Below are 24180 nucleotides of genomic sequence, written 5' to 3'. Positions count from 1 at the left end.
CATGACCGACCATCCCTTCCGCCCGTTTGAGACCTTGCTGGATGAGGCGGCTGCACTCGCCGTGCTGCGACAGGCTGTCGCAGGGGCGGAGGATGGCGAATTGTTTCTGGAACGCCGCCGCTCCGAGGCTTTGGTGCTGGATGACGGGCGGGTGAAAACCGCCTCATATGATGCCTCCGAAGGGTTTGGGCTGCGCGCGGTGAAGGGCGAGGTGGCCGGTTACGCCCATTCCACCGAAATCTCGGAAAGCGCCCTGCGCCGCGCCGCAGAGACCGCGCGCCTTGCGGTGGGCGATGGCGGCGGCACCTGGGCCGATGCGCCCAAGGGCACCAATGTCAAACTCTATACCGATGCTGATCCGATGCTGGATGCAAGCTTTGCGGGCAAGATCGACCTGCTGCGCGAGATTGACGCCTTCACCCGCGCGCTCGATCCGCGGGTGGTGCAGGTGTCGGCCACCATCGCGGCGGGGCTGCAAGAGGTAGAGATCCTGCGCCCCGAAGGCATCCGCTTCAGCGACATCCGCCCGATGGCACGGATCAATATCTCCGTCATTGTCGAACAGAACGGGCGGCGCGAATCCGGCGGCATGGGCGGCGGCGGCCGCTATGGGCTGGCCCGGCTGATGGATCCTGCGCATTGGCACAGTGTTGCGCGCGAGGCGCTGCGCATCGCGCTGGTCAATCTGGAGGCGATCCCCGCCCCGGCAGGCACGCTGGATGTGGTGCTGGGCGCGGGCTGGCCGGGCATCCTGCTGCATGAAGCCATCGGGCACGGGCTGGAGGGCGATTTCAACCGCAAGAAAACCTCGGCCTTCGCCGGGCTGATGGGCCAGCGCATTGCCGCCCCCGGCGTGACGGTGCTGGACGACGGCACGATCCCCGACCGGCGCGGCTCGATCTCGGTCGATGACGAGGGCACGCCTTCGGCCCGCAACGTGCTGATCGACGATGGAATTCTGGTGGGCTACATGCAGGACCGCCAGAATGCCCGGCTGATGGGCGTGGCCCCCACCGGCAATGGCCGCCGCGAAAGCCATGCGCATATCCCGATGCCGCGCATGACCAACACCTATATGCTGGGCGGCGATGCGGCCCCCTCAGATATTCTGGCCAGCCTGAAGGACGGCATCTATGCCGTGGGTTTCGGCGGCGGCCAGGTGGATATCACCAATGGCAAATTCGTGTTTTCCTGCACCGAGGCCTATCGGGTGCAGCATGGCAAGATCGGCGCGCCGGTCAAAGGGGCAACGCTGATCGGCGATGGCGCGACCGCACTGAAACAGATCCGCGCCATCGGCAATGACATGGCGCTGGATCCGGGCATCGGCAATTGCGGCAAGGCCGGGCAATGGGTGCCGGTGGGCGTGGGCCAACCGACGCTGCTGATCGGCGGGCTGACTGTCGGTGGCTCTGCCACCTGACGGATCAGTCCGGCTGGGCGGGCGCCTGTGGTTGTGCAGGGACGCCCGGCTGCGGTATCGGCGCAGGCTCCGGCAGCGGTGCGGGCGGAACGCCTTCGGGCAGATCCGATCCCGGCACCTCCTCGGCGGGCAGTCCCGAAATGGGCAGCCCCGCAGCCGGGGCGGCCACTGGCGCGGCGGCAACCGCGGCGGCCTCTGCGCCGCTGTCGGAACAGATATAGACCGCACCGCCCACCGCAACCGCCGTCACGGCCACGGCCCCCAGCGCCGCCGGGGCCGACACGCCTGACAGCGCGGTTGACCCCAGCGCCACCAGCTTTTCGCCGATCACCGCCGCAGGCCCCTGCACCGCCACCGCACCAGAGGGATGCAGCACCGCCTGCGTGCCCATGCCCAGTGCGAAATCGGCGGTTTGCCCCGCCAGCCGCCCCGCCGCCGTCTTGGAGCGGTTGACCCTCTCGCAGAAGCTGCGCGAGGGTTTGCGGCAGGTCAGCCAGGCATCGCGGCTGCCGATGTCATAACCGATATAGGTTTTGCCCTGCGCATCCCATTGCAGACAAAAGGGCGCGCGTTCGGCATCCGTCATTTCGGGCGTCATCACCCGCAGCGTCACCAGCCCCGGACAGGTGATGGCCCCGCGCTCGCCATACAGCCGTTCGCGCAGCGACAGGCTGTCTTTCAGCGTCGGGCTGTCGGGATCATAGACAAAGCTTTGCGTCTGCCCCGCAATCGAAGTGTCGCAGGGCTGCAAATCCGCCGCATGGGCCGCAGCGGACAGCAGGGTCAGCACGGCGGCAAGGCCAAGGGCGGCGGGGACAGGTATCTGGATCATCCGGGGCAGCTCCACTTCGACGTGCCTTTCGGGAGTGGCACAGGCTCGCGGCAGAGATACCGCCTGGTGCGGAGGATGCAACTCACGCCATGTTTCAGAAACCTGCGGCGTGGTGGTCGGCTATTTCAGCTCCACTTCCACAAAGCTCATCGGGCCATCGCCCGCATTGATGACATTGTGTTCCGTGCCCTTGGGGCGGGAATAGGCGCTGCCTGCGGGGATGAAGCTTTCGCGCACCTCGCCGCCCGGCAGTTCCAGCCGCAAGGGGCAATCGGTCAGCGTGGTGATCACATATTCATGGCCATGCACATGCCAGCCGGTTTCGGCACCCGGTTCAAAATCATAGCGCCAGACCATCACCCGGTCGGTTTCCATCAGCAAAGTCGATGTCGCCTGTATGCGCATGATGGCGCCTTCCATGATCTTGAGAGGGGGGATGGGATGGCAGGGCAGGACACGCCCACCCTGCCCGTGCCCGCCTTACGGCAGGGTTTTCAGAACATCGGCCAGGGTGCCGATCAGGGTATCAATCTCGGATTTCGAGATGATCAGCGGCGGCGACATGGCGATGATGTCGCCGGTGGTGCGGATCAGGATGCCCTTGTCATAGGCGCGCAGGAAGGCCTCGAAGGCGCGTTTGGTCGGCTCGCCCGGAATCCCCTCCAGTTCCACCGCGCCGATCAGGCCCATGTTGCGGATGTCGATCACATGCGGCAGGCCCTTGAGGCTGTGCAGCGCATCGGCCCAGTAGCCTTCCAGCTCTGCCGCGCGTTCGAACAGCCCCTCTTCCTTGTATGTGTCCAGCGTGGCAATGCCGCAGGCCGCCGCAATCGGGTTGCCGGAATAGGTATAGCCGTGGAACAGTTCGATCATATGCTCCGGGCCCTGCATGAAGGCGTCATGCACTTCCGCCGTGGTCAGCACCGCGCCCATCGGGATCACGCCATTGGTCAGGCCCTTGGCGGTGGTCATCATGTCGGGCAGCACGTCGAAATGCTGCGCGGCAAAGGCGCTGCCAAGGCGACCAAAGCCGGTGATGACCTCATCAAAGATCAACAGGATGCCGTGTTTTTTGGTGATCGCACGCAGCTTTTCAAGATAGCCCTTCGGCGGCATCAGCACGCCGGTCGATCCGGCCATCGGCTCCACAATCACCGCCGCGATGGTTTCGGCCCCGTGCAGCGCCACGATGCGTTCCAGATCATCGGCCAGATGCGCACCATGTTCGGGCTGGCCCTTGGTAAAGGCATTCTGGCCCGGCAGATGCGTATGCGGCAGATGGTCCACGCCACCCAGCAGCGTGCCGAACATCTTGCGGTTGTTGACGATGCCCCCGACGGAAATGCCGCCGAAGTTCACGCCATGATAACCGCGCTCGCGCCCGATCAGCCGGGTGCGCGCGCCCTCGCCCCGTGCCCGGTGATAGGCAATGGCAAGTTTCAGAGCCGTTTCAACACTTTCCGAGCCGGAGTTCGTGTAGAACACATGCTCGATCCCCTTGGGGGCGATGTCGATGATGCGGTTGGCCAGTTCAAAGGCGATGGGGTGGCCCATCTGGAAGGCCGGCGCATAATCCAGCTCGGCCGCCTGTTTCTGGATCGCCTCGGTGATCTTGGGGCGGCAATGGCCCGCATTGCAGCACCACAGACCTGCCGTGCCATCCAGCACCTGACGACCATCCGAGGTGGTATAGTGCATGTCCTTCGCCGCCACGAACATGCGCGGCGATTTCTTGAACTGCCGGTTCGCGGTGAACGGCATCCAGAACGCGTTCAGGTCATTGGGGGTCTGCTTGCGATCAAGCGCCATGGGGCTCTCCCGGTTGGGCCATCCCTTCTTGCGGGGGGCCGAATTTCCTTGACCCTACGGTCAAATTCCATTGCTATCAGCACATCCCGCTGCGTCAAGCCATGGGTGGCCCCACCCGCCCGCGCGCCATGTACTCTTTGCATATTGACGCGTTTCGCAGCATCGCTCAATGCGGGAACCACGTCAGGCGCGGCCTGAAACCGACATTTTGATCAAATACCATCCACGGAGCCCTGATGAGCCGACCGAAAGCGCAGACCCGGATCCAGCAGAAGAATTCCGAAGCGATTCTGGAGGCGGCGCTGGAAGTGTTTTCGCAGCAGGGATTCCGTGGTGCCACTCTGGATCAGATTGCCGAGGGGGCCGGGCTGTCGAAGCCAAATCTGCTGTATTATTTCCCCTCGAAAGAGGCGATCCATGCGGCGCTGATTGCGCGGCTGATGAAGGTCTGGCTGGATCCGCTGCGCGAACTGGATCCGGCGGGGGATCCGGTCGAGGAGATTCTGGATTACATCCGCCGCAAGCTGGAGCTGAGCCGCGATTTCCCGCGCGAAAGCAGGCTGTTTGCCAATGAGATCCTGCAAGGCGCGCCGCGCATTCAGGCCGCCTTCACCGAAGAACTGAAGCCGCTGGTCGATGAAAAGGCCGATGTGATTGCCGGATGGATGGCGCAGGGCAAGCTGGCGCAGCTGGAACCGCATCACCTGATCTTCTCGATCTGGGCCACCACGCAGCATTACGCCGATTTCGATGTGCAGGTGCGGGCGGTGCTGGGGGCGCAGGGCGATGCGCATTTCGCGCAAGCCGAGGATTTCCTGATCAGCCTGTTCCGGCGCAGCCTGACGACAGGGATCTGAAAATCTTAGATATTCCGCGCGGTGTTTACCACGAAACCGGCTGAGGCGGGTGGCGATCTGCGGTAAGATCAGGCGGGGGCATTCTTTGGCGTGAAGGATGTGGCAATGGATCTTTCCATAACAGGGCCGCGCGTGGCGCTGCCGCCGGGGTCGGCGCTTCAGACACATATGGGCGCGTCCGGTTTCCCCGGTCTGGCCGGTCAGACGGCAACAGCACCGCCCCTGCCCGCGCCGATGCCGCCAAGCGCGCCGCCGGTCTTTGCCGCGCCGCCCGACCAAAGCGATGCCGCCACTTTGCACCGCCACGCGCTGCACGCCTATGACGAGGCCGCCGAGGCGCTGGCCGGGGCGCAATCGCTGGCCGAGCGGGTGGTGCTCTTGCCGGAAAAGGGTGATCTTTCGCTTGAAGCCTCGCAGATGCCGCCTTACGGGCCAGGCCGCGAGGGCGGGATGATCAGGGGCTGTGGCGGGCCGGTATCAGATGGATGCGGCAGTGCAGCACAACCCGGTGACACGCTTGTGAGCGGGCCGTGAACCAGATACAGCACAGGCTTGCGTTCCCTAGCTGTGAGCCAACATCGTGTCGCAAGCTGCCCAAGGCGACCACCCTCCCCACGCGCACGGATCTTTGGCAAAGCTCACGCTGGGGGCGATTGGCGTGGTCTATGGCGATATCGGCACGAGCCCGCTGTATGCGATGCGGGAATCGCTGCACGCCGCCAGCCATGACGGCCTGACACGGGCCGATGTGCTGGGCGTGATTTCATTGCTGGTCTGGACCCTGATCCTGATCGTCAGCCTGAAATATGTGCTGCTGATCATGCGCGCCGACAACAATGGCGAAGGCGGCACCCTGTCGCTGGTCGCATTGGTGCAACGCGCGCTGAACAGTCGGCCCACCTGGCTGATCGCCTTTGGCGCGGTGGGCATTTCGCTGTTTTTCGGCGATGCCATCATCACGCCGGCCATGTCGGTGCTGTCGGCAGTTGAAGGCAGCGCCTTGGTGGCCCCCGGCCTGTCGGATTATGTCGTGCCGATCACGCTGGTGATCATCATCGGGCTGTTTGCCGTGCAATCGCGCGGCACCGAGGCCGTCTCGGCGCTGTTCGGCCCGATCATGATCCTGTGGTTCCTGACCATGGCCGCGCTGGGACTGAGCCATATCCGCGATGATCTGAGCATTCTGGCGGCGCTGAACCCGCTGCATGCGGCGGGGTTTCTGGTGGAGAACGGGCTGGCGTCGTTCATCGTTCTGGGCTCGGTGTTTCTGGCGGTGACGGGTGGCGAGGCGCTGTATACCGATATGGGGCATTTCGGGCGCAAGCCGATCCGGCTGGCCTGGGGGATTCTGGTGTTTCCGGCGCTGACCCTGTCGTATCTCGGGCAGGGCGCGATGGTGCTGGCGCATCCCGAAACCGCCCGCAATCCGTTTTTCCTGCTGGCCCCGGACTGGCTGTTGCTGCCCTTGGTGCTGCTGGCCACGGCGGCGACGGTCATTGCCAGCCAGGCGGTGATCTCGGGCGCGTTTTCGGTGGCGAAACAGGCGGTGCAGATGGGGCTGCTGCCGCGGATGCAGATCCGCCACACGTCAGAGACGCAATATGGGCAGATCTACATGCCCAAGATCAACTCCATCCTCGCGATGGGGGTGGTGACGCTGGTTCTGGCCTTCGGATCCTCCACCAATCTGGCCAGCGCCTATGGCATCGCCGTCACCGGCGATATGGTCATCACCTCGATCCTCGCCATCTTCCTGCTGCACCGCGCCTGGAAATGGCCGCTGTCGCTGACGCTGCTGGTGATGCTGCCGCTGATCCTGCTGGAAGGGCTGTTTCTGGCCGCAAACCTGACCAAGGTGGTGGATGGCGGTTATATCCCGATCCTGCTGGCCGCGCTGCTGTGCCTGATGATGTGGACATGGGTGCGCGGCACCGCGCATGTGAAGCGCAAATCCCGCGCCTCCTCAATCGAATTCGACAGCCTGCTGCGGATGCTGGAAAAATCGCATCCGCTGGAGGCACCAGGCACCGCCGTCTTTCTGACCGCCGATCCCGAAATGGCGCCGCCTGCGCTGCTGCACAATCTGAAACACAACCGGGTGCTGCACAAAAAGAACTTCATCGTCACCGTCACAACCGCCCCCATCCCCGAGGTGGCCGAGGTCGACCGGATCCGTCTGGAACGCATCAACGACAGGTTTCTGCGCATCCATCTGACCTTCGGTTATCTGGAGGATCCCAATGTGCCGCGGGCGCTGGCACTGGCGCGCAAACAGGGCGAGAAGTTCGACATCATGACCACCTCGTTCTTTCTGAACCACCGCAGTTTCCGGTCGGCCAAGGGCGAAGGGCTGCCGACATGGCAGGAAAAGCTGTTCATCTCGATGACCAAGGGCGCGACCAATGCGACCGAGTTTTACCGCCTGCCCACCAATCGGGTGATCGAGCTTGGCCAGCAACTGACGATCTGACACCGGGCGGAAAAGGGCAAGGCGGGATGACCCCGCCCTGCCCCGTCATGCAACCCGCCTCACTCTGCCGCGTGCGAGGACGGGTTGTTGGGATGGGTCGTCCAGTTGGCATAATCGCCCACCACGGCCCCGGTGCGCGGATCGGTGGCGCCTTTGGGCATCTGCACCATGGTAATGCAATTCTCCACCGGGCAGACATTGACGCAGAGGTTGCAGGCCACGCATTCGTCATCCTTGACGGTGAAGGTGCGGTCGGCGCTCATCGCGATGGCCTGATGGCTGGTATCCTCGCAGGCGATATAGCAGCGCCCGCATTTGATGCAGTCATCCTGGCTGATATGGGCCTTGGTGACATAGTTCAGATTGAGGAACTGCCAGTCGGTGACATTTGGCACCGCGCGGCCCACCAGTTCGGACGTGTCAGTAAAGCCCTTGCGGTCCATGTAATCCGACAGGCCCGAGATCATTTCCTGCACAACCTTGAAGCCGTAGGTCATCGCGGCGGTGCAGACCTGCACATTGCCCGCGCCAAGCGCCATGAACTCCGCCGCATCGCGCCAGGTGGTCACACCGCCGATACCCGAGATCGGGATCCCCGCCGTTTCGCGCGAGCGGGCAATCTCGGCCACCATGTTCAGCGCAATGGGTTTGACCGCCGGGCCGCAATAGCCGCCATGGGTGCCCTTGCCGTCAATCGTCGGCTCTGGTGCGAAATCGTCCAGATCGACGGCGGTGATCGAGTTGATGGTGTTGATCAGGCTGACCGCATCCGCCCCACCGCGCTTTGCCGCCTCGGCGGGTTTGCGCACATCGGTGATATTGGGTGTCAGCTTCACGATACAGGGCATCCGGCTGTATTGCTTGACCCAGCGGGTGACCATTTCGATATATTCGGGCACCTGCCCCACGGCCGAGCCCATGCCGCGTTCCGCCATGCCATGCGGACAGCCGAAGTTCAGCTCCACCCCGTCGGCTTCGGTATCCTCGATCCGGGCGAGGATGTCTTTCCACGATTCCTCGTCGCAGGGCACCATCAGGCTGATGATCAGCGCCCGGTCCTTGTAATCGCGCTTCACCGATTTGATTTCGCGCAGGTTCACCTCCAGCGGGCGGTCGGTGATCAGTTCGATATTGTTCAACCCGAGCAGACGACGATCCGCGCCCCAGATCGCGCCATAGCGCGGGCCGTTGACATTGACGACCGGCGGCCCTTCGGAGCCGAGGGTCTTCCAGACCACCCCGCCCCAGCCCGCCTCGAAGGCGCGGCGGACATTGACCTCCTTGTCGGTCGGCGGGGCCGAGGCGAGCCAGAACGGGTTGGGAGATTTGATCCCGATGAAATTCGTGGTGAGATTGGCCATTGTGCGTGTCTCCTTCTGGCAGGCGTCAGCCCGCCGCCCCCATCAGGCTTGCATGAATCGCTTCGGCAGCATCGCGGCCTTCGGCCACGGCTGTGACGGTCAAATCTTCGCCCCCCGCCGCGCAATCGCCCCCGGCCCAGAGCTTCTGCCCCGGCTGCGCCGACAGTTTGCCGCCGCTGACGGCAAGCCCGTCCGGCACCCCGGCGAGGGTCTGGCCAATCGCCTTGAACAGTTGATCCGCCTTCAGGGTGAAGGTTTCCTGCGACAGCACCAGCCCGGCATCGCCCTCCTGCGTATAGGCAAACTCCACCGCCTGCACCGCGCCGTCGCCGATCACGCGCAGCGGTGCTGCGCCATAGATGATGCGCACGCCGCTTTGCGTAGCGTGATCCTGTTCATAGTCCGAGGCCGACATCCGGTCCTTGCCCCGGCGATAAACGATGGTCACGTTTTCCGCGCCCAGCAGCTTGGACTGCACGGCAGCATCCACCGCCGTCATGCCGCCACCGATCACCACCACGTCGCGGCCCACCGGCACGGCGGCCCGATCCGGCGCCTGCCGCAGATCGGCGATGAAATCGACGGCATTCTGCACGCCCGACAGATCTTCGCCCGCCGCCCGCAAGGCATTCACCCCGGCCAGACCGATGGCCAGAAACACCGCATCATATTGCGCCAGCAGATCGCCCAGCATCACATCGCGGCCCAGCGTCACCCCATTGCGGATCGTGATGCCACCGATCTTGAGCAGCCAGTCGACCTCTTTCTGGGCGAAATCATTGGTCGTCTTGTAGGTGGCGATGCCATATTCATTCAGCCCGCCCGCCTTGGCGCGGCGTTCCAGCACCACCACCGTATGGCCCTTCAGCGCCAGCCGGTGCGCGCAGGCCAGACCCGCCGGGCCTGCCCCGACCACCGCCACCGTCTTGCCGGTGGCGGCAGCGCGGGTGAAGGGATGCACGCCCTTGCCCATCAGCGTGTCGGTGGCAAAGCGTTGCAGGCGGCCGATCTCCACCGGCTTGCCTTCGGCCACCTCGCGTACGCAGACCTCTTCGCACAGGGTCTCGGTCGGGCAGACGCGAGCGCACATGCCGCCGAGGATGTTCTGCGCGAAGATGGTTTTCGCCGCCGCATCCGGCGTGCCGGTGGCGATCTGGCGAATGAACAGCGGAATGTCGATCGAGGTGGGGCACGCCGTCATGCAGGGCGCGTCATGGCAGAAATAACATCTGTCCGCCGCCACCCGCGCCTCGTGCCGGTCCAGCGGCGGCGTGTGGTCGCTGAAGTTTTCGGCATAGGCGGTGGCGGGCAGGCGTCCCGGCGCGATGCCGGGCGTCAGCTGGCTGTTGGTCAAGGTCGTAACCTCCCTTTTTTGCTTTTTTGATTGCCCTCAGTCTGCCACAGGTCAATTTTTTATCAATCGGTAAATTTTCGGCGCGGCAAAAATTCCGATGCCCTGCCCGTGTTTCGGGCACGGCCCGACAAACTGCCTGCAAACTGGACATTCCGGCCCGCATATCCGTGCTTTTCACCCCCGTAAGGCTGGCGTATAACCACCCCCAGCCCTGGCGGGGACTGCTTGCGCTATCATGGCCGCAGCCCCCGGACGCCAGACACCACACGAAGAGGATGGTATGAGCAAACACTCCCCCGATGCCGATGTTGCCTTCATTCAGGCGCTGGCCGAGCTTCTGAACAAGAACGATCTGACAGAGCTGTCGGTGAAGCGCGAATATGGCGAGGATGACAGCCTCGATGTGCGTGTCGTGAAACAATCCAACATCGTGACCACCACGATGGCGGCCCCCCAGCCCATGATGATGGCAGCGCCGCAATCCGCCGCTGCCGCCCCGGCGGCAGCCGCAGCCGCCCCCGCCGAAGATCCGGCGCAGCATCCGGGTGCCGTGACCTCGCCCATGGTCGGCACCGTCTATCTGGCCGCCGAACCGGGGGCCACGCCCTTTGCCACGGTGGGTGCCACTGTCACCGAAGGCCAGACCGTGCTGATCATCGAAGCGATGAAGACCATGAACCATATCCCAGCCCCGCGCGCCGGTGTGGTGAAGCGGATTCTGGTGGCCGATGGCAATCCGGTGGAATACGGCGCCCCCCTGATGATCATCGAGTGAGGGCCGCGCCTTGACCCAGATGTTCGAGAAGATCCTGATCGCCAATCGCGGTGAAATCGCGCTGCGGGTGATCCGCGCCTGTCAGGAAATGGGGATCAAATCGGTCGCCGTCCATTCCACCGCCGACAGCGACGCGATGCATGTGCGCATGGCGGATGAATCCGTCTGCATCGGCCCGGCCCCGTCGTCTGACAGCTATCTGAGCAAGGCCGCGATCATTTCTGCCTGCGAAATCACCGGCGCGCAGGCGGTGCATCCGGGCTATGGTTTCCTGTCGGAAAACGCCAGCTTTGCGCAGGCGCTGGAAGATCACGGCCTGACCTTCATCGGCCCGTCGGCGGAACATATCCGCATCATGGGCGACAAGATCACCGCCAAGGAAACCGCCAAGGCGCTGGGGATTCCGGTCGTGCCGGGCTCTGAAGGCGGCGTGCCCGATTTTGAAACCGCCATCGGTGTGGCGGCCAGCATCGGCTTTCCGGTGATCATCAAGGCCACCGCAGGCGGCGGCGGGCGCGGCATGAAGGTCGCGCGCAATGCCGAAGAACTGGAAGTGGCCTTCCGCACCGCGCGGTCCGAGGCGAAAAACGCCTTCGGCAATGACGAAGTCTATATCGAGAAATACCTGCAAAAGCCGCGCCATATCGAAATTCAGGTGTTTGGTGATGGCAAGGGCAATGCCGTCCATTTGGGCGAGCGGGACTGCTCGTTGCAGCGCCGCCACCAGAAGGTGTTCGAAGAAGCGCCGGGCCCTTGCATCACGCCCGAGATGCGGGCGAAGATCGGCAAGGTCTGTGCCGATGCCGTGGCCAAGATCAACTATATCGGCGCGGGCACGGTGGAGTTCCTCTATGAGGATGGCGAGTTCTATTTCATCGAGATGAACACCCGCCTTCAGGTGGAACATCCGGTGACGGAAGCCATCTTTGGCGTTGATCTGGTGCGCGAACAGATCCGCGTCGCATCGGGCCTGCCGATGTCCTTCACGCAGGACGAGCTGGAGATCAACGGCCACGCCATCGAAGTCCGCATCAACGCCGAAAAGCTGCCGAACTTCTCGCCCTGCCCCGGCAAGGTGCGGGTGTTCCACGCCCCCGGCGGGTTGGGGGTGCGGATGGATTCGGCGCTGTATGGCGGCTATTCGATCCCGCCCTATTACGACAGCCTGATCGGCAAGCTGATCGTGCATGGCCGCGACCGGCCCGAGGCGCTGGCCCGTCTGCGCCGCGCGTTGGGAGAGCTGATCGTGGATGGGGTCGATACCACGGTGCCGCTGTTCCATGCCCTGCTGGCCGAGCCGGATGTGCAAAGCGGCGAATACAACATTCACTGGCTGGAAAAATGGCTGGAAAGCCAGTTCGGCTAAGGGAGTGGGCGCCTTCGGGCGCCCTTTTCATCTGATGGATCAGGTCATCACCCCCGAATTGCTGCTGCGGGCCTATGCCGCCGGTGTGTTTCCGATGGCGGAAAGCGCCACTGATCCCACGCTGCATTGGGTCGATCCACGTCGGCGTGGCATCTTGCCTCTGGACGGGTTTCACATCTCGCGCAGCCTCCGGCGCGAGATCCTGCGCGGCGGCTATGACATCCGCGCCAATACCGCCTTTGAAGCCGTGGTGGCAGGCTGCGCCGACCGCGACAGCACCTGGATCAACGACCGCATCTTCGCGCTGTATCTGGCGCTGCACCAGCGCGGCTTCGCGCATAGTCTGGAGATGTGGGAGGAGGGCCGTCTGGTTGGTGGTGTCTATGGCGTGGCGCTGGGGCAGGCCTTTTTTGCCGAAAGCATGTTTTCGCGCCGCAGATCGGCGTCAAAGATCGTGCTGGCCTGGCTGATGCACCGGCTGCGGGCGGGCGGATTCATCCTGTGCGACACCCAGTTCCTGACACCGCATCTGGCCACGCTGGGCGGGATCGAGATCCCGCGGGCCGCGTATCAGGACAGGTTGCAAACGGCGTTGCAGGGCCAGGCAGAGTTTGCCCCGCCCCTCTATCAGCCCTCTTGCGGCGCGATAATCTCTTCGCCCTCTTCCGGCTCCGGCATATCCTCGATCTGAGGTGCGCCGGGCGTCAGGCAGCGCAGCACCCAGACATCGTAACGCGGGTGTTCCAGCGCCGAGAGCGCCGGGCTGGAGGCGACCATCCAGCCGGTAAAGGCCGGATCCGCCTTGCCCTTTTCCATGATCGTCAGATGGGCATAGGCATTGGAGGCCGGGTTCGCGCTGGGATAACGACATTCATCCAACTGAATGGTCAGCCGTCCTGAAACGGCAGCCTGCCCGCGGCTGAGTTCGATATCCGCCGTCTCGCCCGTCATCTTGTCGAGCCAGCGCAGGATCGCACCGGGGGAATCGGTCACATCCTCTGCCGCAGCGGGGCTTGCCACAGTCAGCAGGGCGGCGACCAGCAGCCGCTTCATTGCGCGGCACCGCCCAGACCATCCTCGGCCGATTTGCCGACGAATTTCATCAGCAGACCGATCAGGCTGATCGCACCTTGCGTATCTTCGATTTCCGCCCCGGCGGGCAGATTGTCGAGCGCGCCACCGGGACGCAGTTCCACGAAATTGCCGCCCAGCAAACCTTCGGAAGAAATCAGCGCCGCCGAATCCTCGGGCAGTTGCACATGATCCTGAACCGAGAAGGTCGCATCGGCATAGAAGGTGGCCGGGTTCAGCTCCAGCTTCGACACGGTGCCGACCTTGACCCCTGCCAGCCGCACATCGGTGCCGACCGAGATACCCTCGACCGACTGGAACGAGGCGCGCAGGTCATAGCTGCTGCTGCTGCCGCCAAAGCCGACGCCCTGCGCGGCATAGGCCAGAAAGCCCAAGGCCGCGACCAGCACCACACCGCCAGCCAATACTTCTGTTGCGTTTTCCGCCATGATCTCCGGCCCCTTATTCGGGTTGCCACGCCTCGTAATCGCGCCGTTCGGCCGGTGCGCCCTTGCGGATCGAGCCGGTGGGCGCATAGGCCGCCTGCGTGCCGGTCAGGTTTTCCTGATGCGGCTTTTCCCATACCTTATGGGTCAGCGGCGCCTTGGTCGGCGGCTGATCCCAGGTGAAATGCAGCCAGCCATGCCAATCGGGCGACACGCGCGAGGCTTCGGCCTCACCATTGAAGATGATCCAGCGGCGCTTGGCGTCGGCGGTCTGGTAATAGGTGTTGCCCTGATCGTCCTCGCCCACCTTCACGCCTTTGCGCCAAGTGAAAAGCTGGGTGCCGATCGTCTGGCTATTCCACCAGGTGACGAGACGCTTGAGGAAATACATCGCGGGCCTCCGAAGGGATTTGTTCTCCTATGGCGGAAACCGCGCGGAAGGTCTAGGGGCAAGACGCATCGCCTTGGGCGGGAAAGCGCCGGATCGGCCTTTTGCGCGCCTGCCGAAGGCGCGCGCTAACAGCGCGCTGCGCTTTGATTTCCTGTAGCCAGCAGCCCCTCTCGGCACCCTGCCGTTCTGCCCCCGTGACGGACCTTGATCACAGTCAGATGTTCCCATAATGTTCCCATTATTTAACACATCTGAAAGCGGGAAATAACATGATCAAGGGAAGCTGTTGCTGCGGGTCCGTGCAGTTCGAAATCCTGGCGGTGCCCTCGATGATGGGCACCTGCCACTGTTCGCGGTGTCGAAAAGTGGGGGCCAGCACCATCGTTTTCATAAAGCGTGAAGACCTGATGTGGCATCAGGGCAAGGAGCATGTGGCCCTTTATAAACCCGGCGCGCCTTACAAATATGGCCGCTGTTTCTGTCGGCTCTGCGGAACCTCGCTCGGTGAAATCCTGTCCGAGGATGCCACCTTCCCCATCGCCGCAAACGCGCTGGATACGGAGGTCGGCCTCAGGAACCAGTTCCATGAATTCACCTCTGAAAAGCCGGACTGGTATCAGATCTGCGATGATGCGCCGCAATCCGGCGGGCCCCCGTAGCAGCGGCCCCCCAGACAGAGCCAAATGAAAAAGGCGGCCCGCGAAGGCCGCCTTTTTGCAAATGCTCCCACCCGGCGCTCAGCCTGCGGCGGCAGGTTCTTTCTTCTTGGCTTCGGTATGCACCAGAAGCGGTGCGGCACCGGAATTGACCGCTTCTTCCTTCACCACAACCTCGGACACATCGCCCATGCCCGGCAGTTCGAACATGGTATCCAGCAGGATGTCTTCCATGATCGAGCGCAGACCACGCGCGCCGGTCTTGCGTTTGATGGCGCGTTTGGCAATGGCCACCAGCGCATCGGGGGTGAAGGTCAGGCCCACGCCTTCGATCTCGAACAGGCGCTGATACTGTTTCACCAGCGCGTTTTTCGGCTCGGTCAGAATGGTGACCAGCGCCGCCTCGTCCAGATCGGTCAGCGTGGCGATCACCGGCAGACGGCCGACAAATTCCGGGATCAACCCGAATTTCAGCAGATCTTCCGGCTCCAGCTCTTTGAACAGCTCGCCCACGCCGCGATCCTCGGGGCCCTTCACAGCGGCGCCAAAGCCGATGGCCGAACCCTTGTTACGCTGCGCGATGATCTTTTCCAGACCGGCAAAGGCCCCGCCACAGATGAACAGGATGTTCGTCGTATCCACCTGCAGGAATTCCTGCTGCGGATGTTTGCGCCCGCCCTGCGGCGGCACCGACGCCACGGTGCCCTCCATGATCTTCAGCAGCGCCTGCTGCACCCCCTCGCCCGACACGTCGCGGGTGATCGAGGGGTTGTCGGACTTGCGGGTGATCTTGTCGACCTCGTCGATATAGACGATGCCGCGCTGCGCCCGCTCCACGTTGTATTCACTGGCTTGCAGCAGCTTGAGGATGATGTTTTCGACATCCTCGCCGACATAGCCCGCTTCGGTCAGCGTGGTGGCATCGGCCATGGTGAAGGGCACATCCAGAATCCGTGCCAGCGTCTGCGCCAGCAGGGTCTTGCCGCAGCCGGTGGGGCCGATCAGCAGGATGTTCGATTTCGCCAGTTCGATATCATTCTTTGCAGAATGATTCAGCCGCTTGTAGTGGTTGTGAACCGCAACCGACAGAACACGCTTCGCATGTTCCTGACCGATCACATAGTCGTCCAGAACCTTGCAGATCTCGCGCGGGGTCGGCACACCATCGGTGCTTTTCAGCCCGGTGGTCTTGGTTTCCTCGCGGATGATATCCATGCACAGCTCGACACATTCGTCGCAGATGAACACGGTGGGCCCCGCGATCAGCTTGCGCACCTCATGCTGGCTCTTGCCACAGAACGAGCAATAGAGGGTGTTCTTGCTGTCGGTGCCAGAATTATTCGCCATCGTCATCCTCTGCCGTGCGCACCCTTCGGCGCTATCTTGAAAGTCTAGGGCAAGCCCCGCGCCTTCACAATCGCAAATCGCCCCCGGAGCCCTGGCCGCCGGGGGCGTGGTGTCTTACTTCGGTTCGCCTTCGGCCTTGCCGCGCGCCTCGGTGATTTCGTCGATCAGGCCCCAGGCCTTGGCATCCTCGGCCGACATGAAATTGTCGCGCTCCAGCGCCTGTTCGACGGTCGCGTAATCATTCCCGGTGTGCTTGACGTAGATCTCGTTCAGGCGGCGCTTCAGCTTTTCGGTTTCGCGGGCGTGAATCATGATGTCGGTCGCCTGGCCCTGATAGCCGCCCGAGGGCTGGTGCACCATCACACGGCTGTTCGGCAGCGAGAAGCGCATGCCCTTTTCGCCAGCCGTCAGCAAGAGCGACCCCATCGAGGCCGCCTGCCCGATCACCAGCGTGGAGACCTTGGGGCGGATGTATTGCATCGTGTCATAGATCGACAGGCCCGAGGTCACGACACCGCCGGGGCTGTTGATATACATGGCAATTTCCTTGGACGGGTTTTCCGCCTCAAGGAACAGAAGCTGCGCGCAGATCAGCGACGACATGCCGTCATGCACCGGGCCGGACAGGAAAATGATCCGCTCCTTCAACATGCGCGAGAAGATGTCATAGGCGCGTTCGCCCCGGCTCGTCTGTTCGACGACCATCGGGACAAGGGTGTTCATGTAAAGGTCGATCGGGTCTCTCATGGTCGCCTGCCTGTTGCCTTGCGTTGAGCTTTATCGCCGAGGAATTACCCGAGTCTTAGTGTTGCGCGCCGGGGGCTGCAAGGGCAGTTGGCTTATTCCGCCCGCCGGTTTCCGACGGTTGGCGGCAGGGGTTCACGGCGCAAACACCCGCCGCGCCAGCAGAACCCGGCTCAGCGCGGTCAGAAAACACAGACCGCCAAAGCCCCAGGCCAATGGCACAAACAGGCCCGGCCACAGGCAGAGCACGACAAAAAACAGGATGGTTTCACTGCCTTCCAGCAGGCCTGCGGTGAAATACAGCGATTTTTCGCCCCGGCTGGCGGTGGTCAGGCCGCGCTTTTCGGCAAGGATCGCATAGCCCAGAAAACTGGCGCCGTTGACGTAGAAACTGGTCAGTAGAAAGGCCCCCGCAGCCCCATTGGCCGGATCGCGCAGCACAAAGGCCAGCGGCACCGCGCCGTAAAACAGGAAGTCGCAGGTGATATCGAGATAGCCGCCGAAGTCGGTCTTGCGGCTGGCCCGCGCCACGGCCCCGTCCAACCCGTCCGCTACACGCGAGGCCAGCAGCAGCGCCAGCGCCAGCCATGGCGCAAGCCCGGCCGCAAGGGCCGTGGCCGCGAACAGCCCCAGCGCCAGCCCGGCCAGCGTCACCGCATCCGCCGTCACCCCCCGCGTGGCCAGCTGCCGCCCGAGGTGGTTGAGAGGGGGATCCATCAGCCGCCGTGCCCAACCATCCAGCATCCGCACCCCACCTTTTGTCCTGTTCCGGCTTTGCCATTGCGCATCCGCCCCGGATTGCCTTTTAAACGGCATATGTTCCGCACGAAAGAGTCTCGCATGATCCTGCCCCGCCCCCTTGCATCCCGGCGTCTGGCGCCGCTGCTGGCGCTGACGCTGGCCGCCAGCCTGTCCGCCTGCATCATCGTCCCGCTGCCGGTCGGCACAACATCGGCCAGCACGGCGAGTTCAGGCGGCCCTGCCCCGGCAACCACCCAATGCCCTCGCCCGGCTGAGACGGCAGCATATGCCGCCGAGGTGCTGCGTCGCGCCAATGCCTTGCGGGCGGGCAAGGACCTAGCGCCGCTGCGCGCCTCGGACCGGCTGACCCGGGCAGCACAGGCCCATGCCTGCGACAATGCCGCCCATCAGACCTATCGCCACGTCGGATCGGATGGCGCGGCGCTGATGAGCCGTCTGGCACGGGTGGGCTATGCGCCGCGCCGCGCCACCGAAAATACCGGCCTCGGCTTTGCCGGATCGCCCGAACGTCTGGTCGATTTCTGGCTCGGCTCGCCCAAACACCGCGCCAATCTGCTGGACCCCAAGGTGACAGAGGCCGGGTTGGGCATGGCGGCCGGGGCCAAACCGGCCTGGGTGCTGGTGATGGCCACGCCGCTGCGCTGATCCCCATCTCCGCGCCGCAGCCCTTGACGCAACGGCAAAGCGGCGCGACCATGGCGGGGCAGGATCAACGGTTCCGCCCCGCATCCCCCTAAAAACCGCCCGAAGACTCGGGCGGTGTGCATGTGTCGTTTTGTGCCTGTCGCTGCCTTTCGTGATGTTCTGCCGCCCTCACAGTCATGGCCCGCGTGCCGGATCTGCGACATGGATCCGCGATGACAGGCCGGAAAGGAATGCCATGCGCTATTCTCTGCCTCTGCTGCTCGCGCTGTTGACCCTTGCCTTGGCCACCATGGCCCAAAGCCAGCCGCCCCAGCCCACGCTGCCGCCGCTTGCCCTGCCCGGTGCCGCAATGCCGGTGCAAGCCAAATGCGCCCCGCCCGGCCGCAAGGCCATGGCGGCCACGGTGCTGGATCTGCTGAATGCCGAACGCGCCGCTGCCGGTCTGAAACCCTTCCGCGCCGCGCCGAAACTCGCCGCCGCCGCGCAGGCCCATGCCTGCGACAATGCCCGGACCCGCAGCCTGAGCCATGTCAGCCCCGATGGCGCCGATCTGGGCACGCGGCTGAAACGGGTGGGCTATGCCTTTGCCACCGTCGCTGAAAACAATGCGCTGGGGTATAACAATGACCCGGCGCAGGTGGTGCGCGGCTGGATGGCCTCGCCGCCGCACCGCGCCAATATCCTCAACCCCGGCCTGCGCCAGATCGGTCTGGGCATCGGCAAGGCGCGGGCGCAGGCCTGGGTGCTGGTGCTGGCCACCCCGCTGTAAGGCCTCAGCGCATCAGCACCAGCTCGGCCTTCAGACCGCCCAGATCCTCGCTTTCGCCCAGCCGCAGCACACCGCCATGGCTGCGGGCAATATCGGCGGTAATCGACAGGCCAAGCCCGACGCCGCCGCCCCGGTTCGGATCGCGCGCACCATCCAGCCGGGCAAAGGGCAGAACCGCTTCGTCGCGCCGTTCCATCGGAATGCCCGGCCCGTCATCCTCTACCACAATGCGCGCCGTGCGTTCGGTGGAGGACAGCGTGATGCGGGCCTGTGTGCCAAAGCGCCAGGCATTGCCCAGCAGATTTTCCACCGCCCGCGTCACCGCCGCCGGGCGCAGCCGCATCGACAGCGCCGTCTCGCCGCGCAATTCCACGCTGTGCCCCGCACGCTCGGCATTGTCGACGGCGCGGCGCAGCAGCGCCGCCAGATCGACCAACTCGCCATCCTCGGTGGCGTCGCCGCGCGCGAAGGCCAGGAATTCATTCACCAGCCGCTCCATATCAGCGACATCAGCCAGCAGAGCGGCGGTCTCCTCATCCTCGGGCAGCATCGCCAGCCCCAACTTCAGCCGCGTCAGCGGCGTGCGCAGATCATGGCTGACCCCCGACAACATCAGGGTCCGGCTTTCGATGGCCCGTTCGATCCGCGCCCGCATGTCCAGAAACGCCGCCCCTGCCGCCCGCACCTCTGTGGCCCCGCGCAGCTTGTAGGGAATGTGCTGCCCCTTGCCAAAGGCCTCGGCGGCCTGCGCCAGCCGCTTGATCGGCGCAATCTGGTTGCGCAGGAACAGATAGGAAATCAGCGTCATCAACACCGAGGTCGCAATCATCAGCACCAGAAGCTGATGAGGGTTGGTGGCCGACATGCGCCGCCGGTCAATGCTGGTGCGGATCACCCGTGGCCCCAGCTGAAAATCCGCCACCACACGGCCTTCCTCGACCAGAAGATCCGCCCCCAGAAATCCGGGCACCTCCTGCCGCAGCGTGTCGGCGACCACCCGCCCCGACAGATCCCAGGGCGCGCGCCGCACGTCATGCAGCGGCGGCGTGCCGTCGGCCAGCCCGAATCCCAGCCCCCCGGCCAGAGCCTGCGCCGCCGCCTCGTCGCCCTGTGCCAGCCGGTCCAGCACCAGCCGCAGTTCCACCGAAATGCCGCCGGTCATCTGCTGCGTCACCCGTTCGAAATGCCGCTGGATGAAGGCTATGGACACGACAAGCTGGATCGTGACGATAGGCACGACCAGAATAAGCAGGGCACGGCCATAGAGGCTGCGGGGCAAGACGGATTTGAGGCGCATGGACATGGCGCCCAGCCTAGCCCCGCTGCGCTGCGGGCGAAAGAGGAGACAGAGGATGCAGCCATGGCAGGCCGGTGTGCCGGTGACGCTTGAACCCGGGTTGCGGCTGGTGCTGGCCCCCAACCCGTCACCGATGACCCATTGGGGCACCAATACCTTCCTGATCGGTCAGGGTACGGTGGCGGTGATCGACCCTGGCCCCGCCCTGCCCGCGCATCTGGCGTCCATTCAGGCGGCGCTCGCGCCCGGCGAGCGGATCACCCATATCTTCGTCACCCATGCGCATCTGGATCATGCGCCGCTTGCCCGCCCGCTGGCCGACGTGACCGGGGCCGAGGTGCTGGCCTTTGGCGCGGCGGATGCCGGGCGCTCGCCGCGGATGGCAGGGCTGAGCGGGCTTGTCGGGGGCGAAGGCGTCGACCACGGCTTTGTGCCCGACCGCTGCCTTGCCGATGGCGCCGAGGTGCAGGGCGGCGACTGGAGCCTCACCGCGCTGCACACCCCAGGCCATATGGGCAACCATCTGTGCTTCGGCTGGCAGGACCGGCTGTTTTCCGGCGATCATGTGATGGGTTGGGCGCCTTCGCTCGTTTCGCCCCCAGAAGGCGACATGACCGATTATCTGGCAACCCTGACGCGCCTGGCCGGACAAGGCTGGCGCCGCGCCTACCCCGCCCATGGCGCCCCGATCGAGGATCCCGGCCAGCGGATCACCGCCCTCATCGCGCACCGCCGGATGCGCGAGGCCGCGATCCTTGCCGCCCTATCGCCCGGCCCGGCCACGCTCGAGACCCTGACCGCCCGCGTCTATCACGACACCCCCGCCCCCCTGATCCCCGCCGCCCGCCGCAACCTTCTGGCACATCTGATTGATCTGGCTGACAGAAATCAGATCAGAGCCACACCAGCCCTGCACCCCGACGCCGAATTCAGCCGGATCTGAGGCGGCACGAAAAAACTTCACCAACCTGCATTTTTTCCACGCCAAACCTCTTGCCCCCCCCAAAACCCCTCGCTATACACCCCTCGTGTTCCGGCGTAGCTCAGCGGTAGAGCAGTTGACTGTTAATCAATTGGTCGTAGGTTCGATCCCTACCGCCGGAGCCAAAAAAATCCCTGACAATACAGAGATTTACGAGCAAGCCCCCGCAAGGGGGCTTTTCTCGTTATGTCTCTGGGGAAGGCTACAGGAACAGGTCTGGCTTATCGCCGCAACAGCTTGTCGAACCGCGTCGCGATGAGACCTCGCGCTGCGCCGTTTGGTGGCGAATGCCCAGTCTTTTAACAACGATCCTGCGACCCAAAGGGGCAACCCCACAGCCGCCACCGATCCGCATATTTCAAATCCGTCCGATTTCGGAATTGCGATGCCCGCGTCAGTCGGGAACACTGCTGGCCATCCGGCATCACCACAGGCGAGACCGATGAGCCAAGAGATCTACGCACATTCCGGCACGCCCGGCCATCTGGCAGACTGGCAGACGCTTGCGGCGCATCAGGCTGGTGCCGCAGCTCTGGCCGCCCCGCGTGCCGCGGTCTTTGGGCTCAGCCAGGCGGCCCGTCTGGCAGCCGCCCTGCATGATTTTGGCAAGCATGATCCGGCCTTCCAACGTCGGCTGCTGGGCGCCCCCGACCGGGTTGACCATTCCACCGCCGGGGCGGCGCTGGTGCTGGGCCGTGCCAAGGGGGCCGAGCGTGTGGCAGCCGAACTTCTGGCCTATGCCATTCTGGGCCATCACGCGGGTCTGCCCGATGTCATGGGGTCTGACAGCAGTATGGAGCGCAGGCTCGATCTGTTCAAAGACCCGATCCCGCCTGCGATCACCGCCGCAACGCCGGTTGATTTCGCGCCGCTACTGCCCGAGATCATGGCAAAGCTGCGCGGTAAGGAGACTGCCGCCTTTGATCTGTCGGTCGCCGGGCGGATGATCTTTTCCTGCCTTGTCGATGCCGATTTCCGCGACACCGAGGCCTATTATGACCGGCTGGAGGCCCGCCAGAAAGACCGCGACTGGCCTGCCCTGCCCGATCTGCTGCCCCGGTTGCGCGCCGATTTCGATGCGCATATGGCGCGTTTTCCGGCCGAAACCGACCTGAACCGCCTGCGGGCGGAGGTGCTGGCCCAGATCCGCAGCAAGGCAGCCCTGCCCCCCGGCCTGTTCACCCTGACCGTGCCCACCGGCGGCGGCAAGACGCTGGCCAGCCTCGGCTTTGCCCTGGATCACGCGGCGCTCCACGGCCATCGGCGCATCATCTATGCGATCCCCTATACCTCGATCATCGACCAGACTGCGGCGACCTTCCGCGAGTTGTGCGGCGACATCGTGCTGGAGCATCACTCGGCCATCGACAGCGAACACCCGGGCCAGCAGGGCCGCGACAAGGCCCGCCTTGCGATGGAGGATTGGGCCGCGCCGCTGGTCGTCACCACCAATGTGCAGTTGTTTGAAAGCCTGTTCGCCGCCCGCCCCTCGCGCTGCCGCAAGCTGCACAACATCGCCGGATCGGTGATCGTGCTGGACGAGGCGCAAAGCCTGCCGCGCGACCTGCTGCTGCCGACCCTGCGGATGATCGACATTCTGGCGGCCCGCTATGGCTGTAGCGTGGTGCTGTGTACCGCGACGCAACCGGCCTTTGACAGCCGCCAGCTGAAACAGGGCGGTCTGCCGCTGGAGGGGCGCGAGCTGGCCCCGGATCCGGTGGGGCTGGCCAGCCGCCTGCGCCGCGCCCGGATCGTGAAGGGCGGCGCAATGGAGGATGCCGCGCTGATCGCGGCGCTGCGTGACACGCCGCAGGGCATGGTGATCGTGAACAGCCGCAGACATGCGCTGGAGCTGTTTCAGGCGGTGCAGGCCGAGGGGCTGGCGGGCGCGGTGCACCTGACCACACGGCAATACCCCAGCCATCGCCGCCGCATTCTGGCCGATATCCGGGCGGGGCTGAAGGCCGGAACCCCGTGCAGACTGATCGCCACCAGCCTGATCGAAGCCGGGGTTGATGTCGATTTTCCAAAGGGTTGGCGGGCAGAAACCGGGTTGGACAGCATCGTGCAAACGGCGGGCAGGGTCAACAGGGAGGGCAAACGCCCGCTGGAGGACAGCACCTTGACCGTGTTCGAGGCGCCCGGCCAGCCCGTGCCGCGCAGCCTGCAACCGCTCATCGCCGCCATGCGCAGCACCGCCGCACGGTTCGACGATCTGCTGTCGCCCGAGGCCATCCGCGACTGGTTCGAACAGGTCTACTGGACCCGGGGGCCCGAGCGGATGGGGCAACCAATGGTCGACGCCTTCGTCTTTGGCAAGGATATCGGGGCGGGGCACACCAATTTCCCCTATCGCAGCACCGCCGAGGCCTATCGCATGATTGAAAGCCTGATGGTGCCGGTGATCATCGCCATTGAACCCGAGGCCGAAGCGGCGGTCGCCCGTCTGGGCGTAGCCGACATCCCTTCCGGCCTGATCGCACGTCAATTGCAGCCCTTCACCGTGCAAGTGCCTGAAAAGGCACGCAGCCTTCTGGTGCAGAACGGCCATGCCCGTTTTGAAGCCCCGCATCTGCGCGGCGACCAGTTCTGCGTATTGGCGACGCATACGCTCTATCATCAGGATACCGGGCTGAGATGGGAGAACGCGGAATATCTTGCGGCAGATCAGACCATGATCTAATCAAGCTGGAAATTTTCACATACAGATCATATTTCACATACAGATCATACGAACTTTAAAATCCACCAAGCACACTCTAAGTTAGCTCCATAGCAACCCCGCGGGAGCGCAGACAATGAATTTGAAGCCGCCCAAACCCA

The 24180-nt window shown here is 64.2% G+C and carries 24 protein-coding genes and 1 tRNA gene; 13 read left to right on the top strand and 12 right to left on the bottom strand.

Annotated features, from left to right (window positions below):
* Position 1 precedes the first annotated feature (1 nt).
* Complete coding sequence (tldD, locus tag KM031_RS15595) at positions 2–1423, top strand: metalloprotease TldD (protein WP_215504533.1); 1422 nt, start codon at positions 2–4, stop codon at positions 1421–1423.
* Between the two features lie 4 nt (positions 1424–1427).
* On the opposite strand, the gene KM031_RS15590 is transcribed toward tldD, so the two are convergent.
* The 3 genes from KM031_RS15590 to aptA form a co-directional block, all read right to left on the bottom strand.
* A complete protein-coding gene (locus tag KM031_RS15590; protein WP_215504534.1) occupies positions 1428–2255 on the bottom strand; it encodes a hypothetical protein in 828 nt (275 codons plus the stop codon).
* 120 nt (positions 2256–2375) lie between these two features.
* The gene (locus KM031_RS15585; protein WP_215504535.1) at positions 2376–2660 is read right to left on the bottom strand and encodes a cupin domain-containing protein; all 285 of its coding nucleotides are present in this window, start codon (positions 2658–2660) and stop codon (positions 2376–2378) included.
* A gap of 75 nt (positions 2661–2735) precedes the next feature.
* Positions 2736–4064, bottom strand: a complete 1329-nt coding sequence (gene aptA, locus KM031_RS15580) for an omega-aminotransferase AptA (RefSeq protein ID WP_215504536.1) — start codon at positions 4062–4064, stop codon at positions 2736–2738.
* Positions 4065–4300: 236 nt separating this feature from the next.
* Here aptA and KM031_RS15575 point away from each other — a divergent pair, with 236 nt between their 5' ends.
* The 3 genes from KM031_RS15575 (at position 4301) to KM031_RS15565 (ending at position 7391) form a co-directional block, all read left to right on the top strand.
* Entirely contained in the window at positions 4301–4921 is a 621-nt protein-coding gene (locus KM031_RS15575; RefSeq protein WP_215504537.1) for a TetR family transcriptional regulator C-terminal domain-containing protein, read from the top strand.
* A 105-nt stretch (positions 4922–5026) separates the two neighbouring features.
* Positions 5027–5455, top strand: coding sequence for a hypothetical protein (locus KM031_RS15570; protein ID WP_215504538.1), 429 nt, complete (start codon positions 5027–5029; stop codon positions 5453–5455).
* Between the two features lie 94 nt (positions 5456–5549).
* Positions 5550–7391, top strand: coding sequence for a potassium transporter Kup (locus KM031_RS15565; RefSeq protein WP_246566919.1), 1842 nt, complete (start codon positions 5550–5552; stop codon positions 7389–7391).
* Positions 7392–7450: 59 nt separating this feature from the next.
* On the opposite strand, the gene preA is transcribed toward KM031_RS15565, so the two are convergent.
* Positions 7451–8752, bottom strand: coding sequence for an NAD-dependent dihydropyrimidine dehydrogenase subunit PreA (preA, locus tag KM031_RS15560; protein WP_215504539.1), 1302 nt, complete (start codon positions 8750–8752; stop codon positions 7451–7453).
* 25 nt (positions 8753–8777) lie between these two features.
* A complete protein-coding gene (locus KM031_RS15555) occupies positions 8778–10106 on the bottom strand; it encodes an NAD(P)-dependent oxidoreductase (protein ID WP_215504540.1) in 1329 nt (442 codons plus the stop codon).
* Positions 10107–10386: 280 nt separating this feature from the next.
* Between KM031_RS15555 and accB the strand changes: the two genes are divergently transcribed.
* From accB to aat, 3 genes are read left to right on the top strand one after another with little or no spacing between them, the layout of a single operon-like run.
* Positions 10387–10881, top strand: a complete 495-nt coding sequence (gene accB / locus KM031_RS15550; RefSeq protein ID WP_215504541.1) for an acetyl-CoA carboxylase biotin carboxyl carrier protein — start codon at positions 10387–10389, stop codon at positions 10879–10881.
* Positions 10882–10900: 19 nt separating this feature from the next.
* The gene (gene accC, locus KM031_RS15545) at positions 10901–12247 is read left to right on the top strand and encodes an acetyl-CoA carboxylase biotin carboxylase subunit (RefSeq protein ID WP_215504607.1); all 1347 of its coding nucleotides are present in this window, start codon (positions 10901–10903) and stop codon (positions 12245–12247) included.
* Positions 12248–12281: 34 nt separating this feature from the next.
* Positions 12282–12938, top strand: a complete 657-nt coding sequence (gene aat, locus KM031_RS15540; RefSeq protein WP_215504542.1) for a leucyl/phenylalanyl-tRNA--protein transferase — start codon at positions 12282–12284, stop codon at positions 12936–12938.
* Here aat and KM031_RS15535 read toward each other — a convergent pair.
* The 3 genes from KM031_RS15535 to KM031_RS15525 are packed head-to-tail and all read right to left on the bottom strand — an operon-like array spanning position 12875 to position 14155.
* Positions 12875–13300 (bottom strand): DUF2155 domain-containing protein, encoded by a 426-nt coding sequence (locus tag KM031_RS15535; RefSeq protein ID WP_215504543.1) that lies wholly within the window; start codon positions 13298–13300, stop codon positions 12875–12877. The genes aat and KM031_RS15535 overlap by 64 nt on opposite strands.
* A complete protein-coding gene (mlaD, locus tag KM031_RS15530; RefSeq protein ID WP_215504544.1) occupies positions 13297–13767 on the bottom strand; it encodes an outer membrane lipid asymmetry maintenance protein MlaD in 471 nt (156 codons plus the stop codon). The genes KM031_RS15535 and mlaD overlap by 4 nt, the downstream gene beginning before the upstream one ends.
* Positions 13768–13780: 13 nt before the next feature.
* Positions 13781–14155: an NADH:ubiquinone oxidoreductase subunit NDUFA12 gene (locus KM031_RS15525; RefSeq protein WP_215504545.1), complete on the bottom strand. Its 375-nt coding sequence runs from the start codon at positions 14153–14155 to the stop codon at positions 13781–13783.
* A gap of 269 nt (positions 14156–14424) precedes the next feature.
* Between KM031_RS15525 and KM031_RS15520 the strand changes: the two genes are divergently transcribed.
* Positions 14425–14814 carry a GFA family protein gene (locus tag KM031_RS15520; RefSeq protein WP_215504546.1) on the top strand — a complete coding sequence of 130 codons (390 nt, stop codon included), beginning with the start codon at positions 14425–14427 and terminating at the stop codon, positions 14812–14814.
* Between the two features lie 78 nt (positions 14815–14892).
* On the opposite strand, the gene clpX is transcribed toward KM031_RS15520, so the two are convergent.
* From clpX to KM031_RS15505, 3 genes are all read right to left on the bottom strand, one after another.
* Entirely contained in the window at positions 14893–16158 is a 1266-nt protein-coding gene (clpX, locus tag KM031_RS15515; RefSeq protein WP_215504547.1) for an ATP-dependent Clp protease ATP-binding subunit ClpX, read from the bottom strand.
* 114 nt (positions 16159–16272) lie between these two features.
* Positions 16273–16905: an ATP-dependent Clp protease proteolytic subunit gene (locus tag KM031_RS15510; protein ID WP_215504548.1), complete on the bottom strand. Its 633-nt coding sequence runs from the start codon at positions 16903–16905 to the stop codon at positions 16273–16275.
* A gap of 132 nt (positions 16906–17037) precedes the next feature.
* Positions 17038–17646 carry a CDP-alcohol phosphatidyltransferase family protein gene (locus KM031_RS15505; protein ID WP_215504549.1) on the bottom strand — a complete coding sequence of 203 codons (609 nt, stop codon included), beginning with the start codon at positions 17644–17646 and terminating at the stop codon, positions 17038–17040.
* A 96-nt stretch (positions 17647–17742) separates the two neighbouring features.
* On the opposite strand from KM031_RS15505, the gene KM031_RS15500 reads away from it, so the two are divergent.
* On the top strand, positions 17743–18309 hold the full coding sequence (locus KM031_RS15500) for a CAP domain-containing protein (protein ID WP_215504550.1): 567 nt from the start codon (positions 17743–17745) through the stop codon (positions 18307–18309).
* A gap of 235 nt (positions 18310–18544) precedes the next feature.
* Complete coding sequence (locus tag KM031_RS15495; RefSeq protein ID WP_246566921.1) at positions 18545–19078, top strand: CAP domain-containing protein; 534 nt, start codon at positions 18545–18547, stop codon at positions 19076–19078.
* 4 nt (positions 19079–19082) lie between these two features.
* On the opposite strand, the gene KM031_RS15490 is transcribed toward KM031_RS15495, so the two are convergent.
* The gene (locus KM031_RS15490; RefSeq protein ID WP_215504551.1) at positions 19083–20381 is read right to left on the bottom strand and encodes an ATP-binding protein; all 1299 of its coding nucleotides are present in this window, start codon (positions 20379–20381) and stop codon (positions 19083–19085) included.
* Positions 20382–20430: 49 nt separating this feature from the next.
* Between KM031_RS15490 and KM031_RS15485 the strand changes: the two genes are divergently transcribed.
* From KM031_RS15485 to KM031_RS15475, 3 genes are all read left to right on the top strand, one after another.
* Positions 20431–21318, top strand: coding sequence for an MBL fold metallo-hydrolase (locus KM031_RS15485; protein WP_246566923.1), 888 nt, complete (start codon positions 20431–20433; stop codon positions 21316–21318).
* Between the two features lie 89 nt (positions 21319–21407).
* Positions 21408–21482, top strand: a tRNA-Asn gene (locus KM031_RS15480).
* 317 nt (positions 21483–21799) lie between these two features.
* Positions 21800–24040 carry a CRISPR-associated endonuclease Cas3'' gene (locus KM031_RS15475; RefSeq protein WP_215504552.1) on the top strand — a complete coding sequence of 747 codons (2241 nt, stop codon included), beginning with the start codon at positions 21800–21802 and terminating at the stop codon, positions 24038–24040.
* Positions 24041–24180 lie beyond the last annotated feature (140 nt).

The sequence above is a fragment of the Gemmobacter fulvus genome, assembly GCF_018798885.1.
GTDB classification, from domain to species: Bacteria; Pseudomonadota; Alphaproteobacteria; order Rhodobacterales; family Rhodobacteraceae; genus Gemmobacter; species Gemmobacter fulvus.
Note: the sequence above shows the minus strand (reverse complement) of the source record. Positions and strands in the feature narration are given on the sequence as shown.

Excerpts from the sequence above, each read along its gene's own strand:
- tldD (WP_215504533.1), top strand. The coding sequence starts at position 2 with ATGACCGACCATCCCTTCCGCCCGTTTGAGACCTTGCTGGATGAGGCG.
- KM031_RS15590 (WP_215504534.1), bottom strand. The coding sequence starts at position 2,255 with ATGATCCAGATACCTGTCCCCGCCGCCCTTGGCCTTGCCGCCGTGCTG.
- KM031_RS15585 (WP_215504535.1), bottom strand. The coding sequence starts at position 2,660 with ATGCGCATACAGGCGACATCGACTTTGCTGATGGAAACCGACCGGGTG.
- aptA (WP_215504536.1), bottom strand. The coding sequence starts at position 4,064 with ATGGCGCTTGATCGCAAGCAGACCCCCAATGACCTGAACGCGTTCTGG.
- KM031_RS15575 (WP_215504537.1), top strand. The coding sequence starts at position 4,301 with ATGAGCCGACCGAAAGCGCAGACCCGGATCCAGCAGAAGAATTCCGAA.
- KM031_RS15570 (WP_215504538.1), top strand. The coding sequence starts at position 5,027 with ATGGATCTTTCCATAACAGGGCCGCGCGTGGCGCTGCCGCCGGGGTCG.
- preA (WP_215504539.1), bottom strand. The coding sequence starts at position 8,752 with ATGGCCAATCTCACCACGAATTTCATCGGGATCAAATCTCCCAACCCG.
- accB (WP_215504541.1), top strand. The coding sequence starts at position 10,387 with ATGAGCAAACACTCCCCCGATGCCGATGTTGCCTTCATTCAGGCGCTG.
- accC (WP_215504607.1), top strand. The coding sequence starts at position 10,901 with ATGTTCGAGAAGATCCTGATCGCCAATCGCGGTGAAATCGCGCTGCGG.
- aat (WP_215504542.1), top strand. The coding sequence starts at position 12,282 with ATGGATCAGGTCATCACCCCCGAATTGCTGCTGCGGGCCTATGCCGCC.
- KM031_RS15535 (WP_215504543.1), bottom strand. The coding sequence starts at position 13,300 with ATGAAGCGGCTGCTGGTCGCCGCCCTGCTGACTGTGGCAAGCCCCGCT.
- mlaD (WP_215504544.1), bottom strand. The coding sequence starts at position 13,767 with ATGGCGGAAAACGCAACAGAAGTATTGGCTGGCGGTGTGGTGCTGGTC.
- KM031_RS15525 (WP_215504545.1), bottom strand. The coding sequence starts at position 14,155 with ATGTATTTCCTCAAGCGTCTCGTCACCTGGTGGAATAGCCAGACGATC.
- KM031_RS15520 (WP_215504546.1), top strand. The coding sequence starts at position 14,425 with ATGATCAAGGGAAGCTGTTGCTGCGGGTCCGTGCAGTTCGAAATCCTG.
- clpX (WP_215504547.1), bottom strand. The coding sequence starts at position 16,158 with ATGGCGAATAATTCTGGCACCGACAGCAAGAACACCCTCTATTGCTCG.
- KM031_RS15510 (WP_215504548.1), bottom strand. The coding sequence starts at position 16,905 with ATGAGAGACCCGATCGACCTTTACATGAACACCCTTGTCCCGATGGTC.
- KM031_RS15505 (WP_215504549.1), bottom strand. The coding sequence starts at position 17,646 with ATGCTGGATGGTTGGGCACGGCGGCTGATGGATCCCCCTCTCAACCAC.
- KM031_RS15500 (WP_215504550.1), top strand. The coding sequence starts at position 17,743 with ATGATCCTGCCCCGCCCCCTTGCATCCCGGCGTCTGGCGCCGCTGCTG.
- KM031_RS15495 (WP_246566921.1), top strand. The coding sequence starts at position 18,545 with ATGCGCTATTCTCTGCCTCTGCTGCTCGCGCTGTTGACCCTTGCCTTG.
- KM031_RS15490 (WP_215504551.1), bottom strand. The coding sequence starts at position 20,381 with ATGTCCATGCGCCTCAAATCCGTCTTGCCCCGCAGCCTCTATGGCCGT.
- KM031_RS15485 (WP_246566923.1), top strand. The coding sequence starts at position 20,431 with ATGCAGCCATGGCAGGCCGGTGTGCCGGTGACGCTTGAACCCGGGTTG.
- KM031_RS15475 (WP_215504552.1), top strand. The coding sequence starts at position 21,800 with ATGAGCCAAGAGATCTACGCACATTCCGGCACGCCCGGCCATCTGGCA.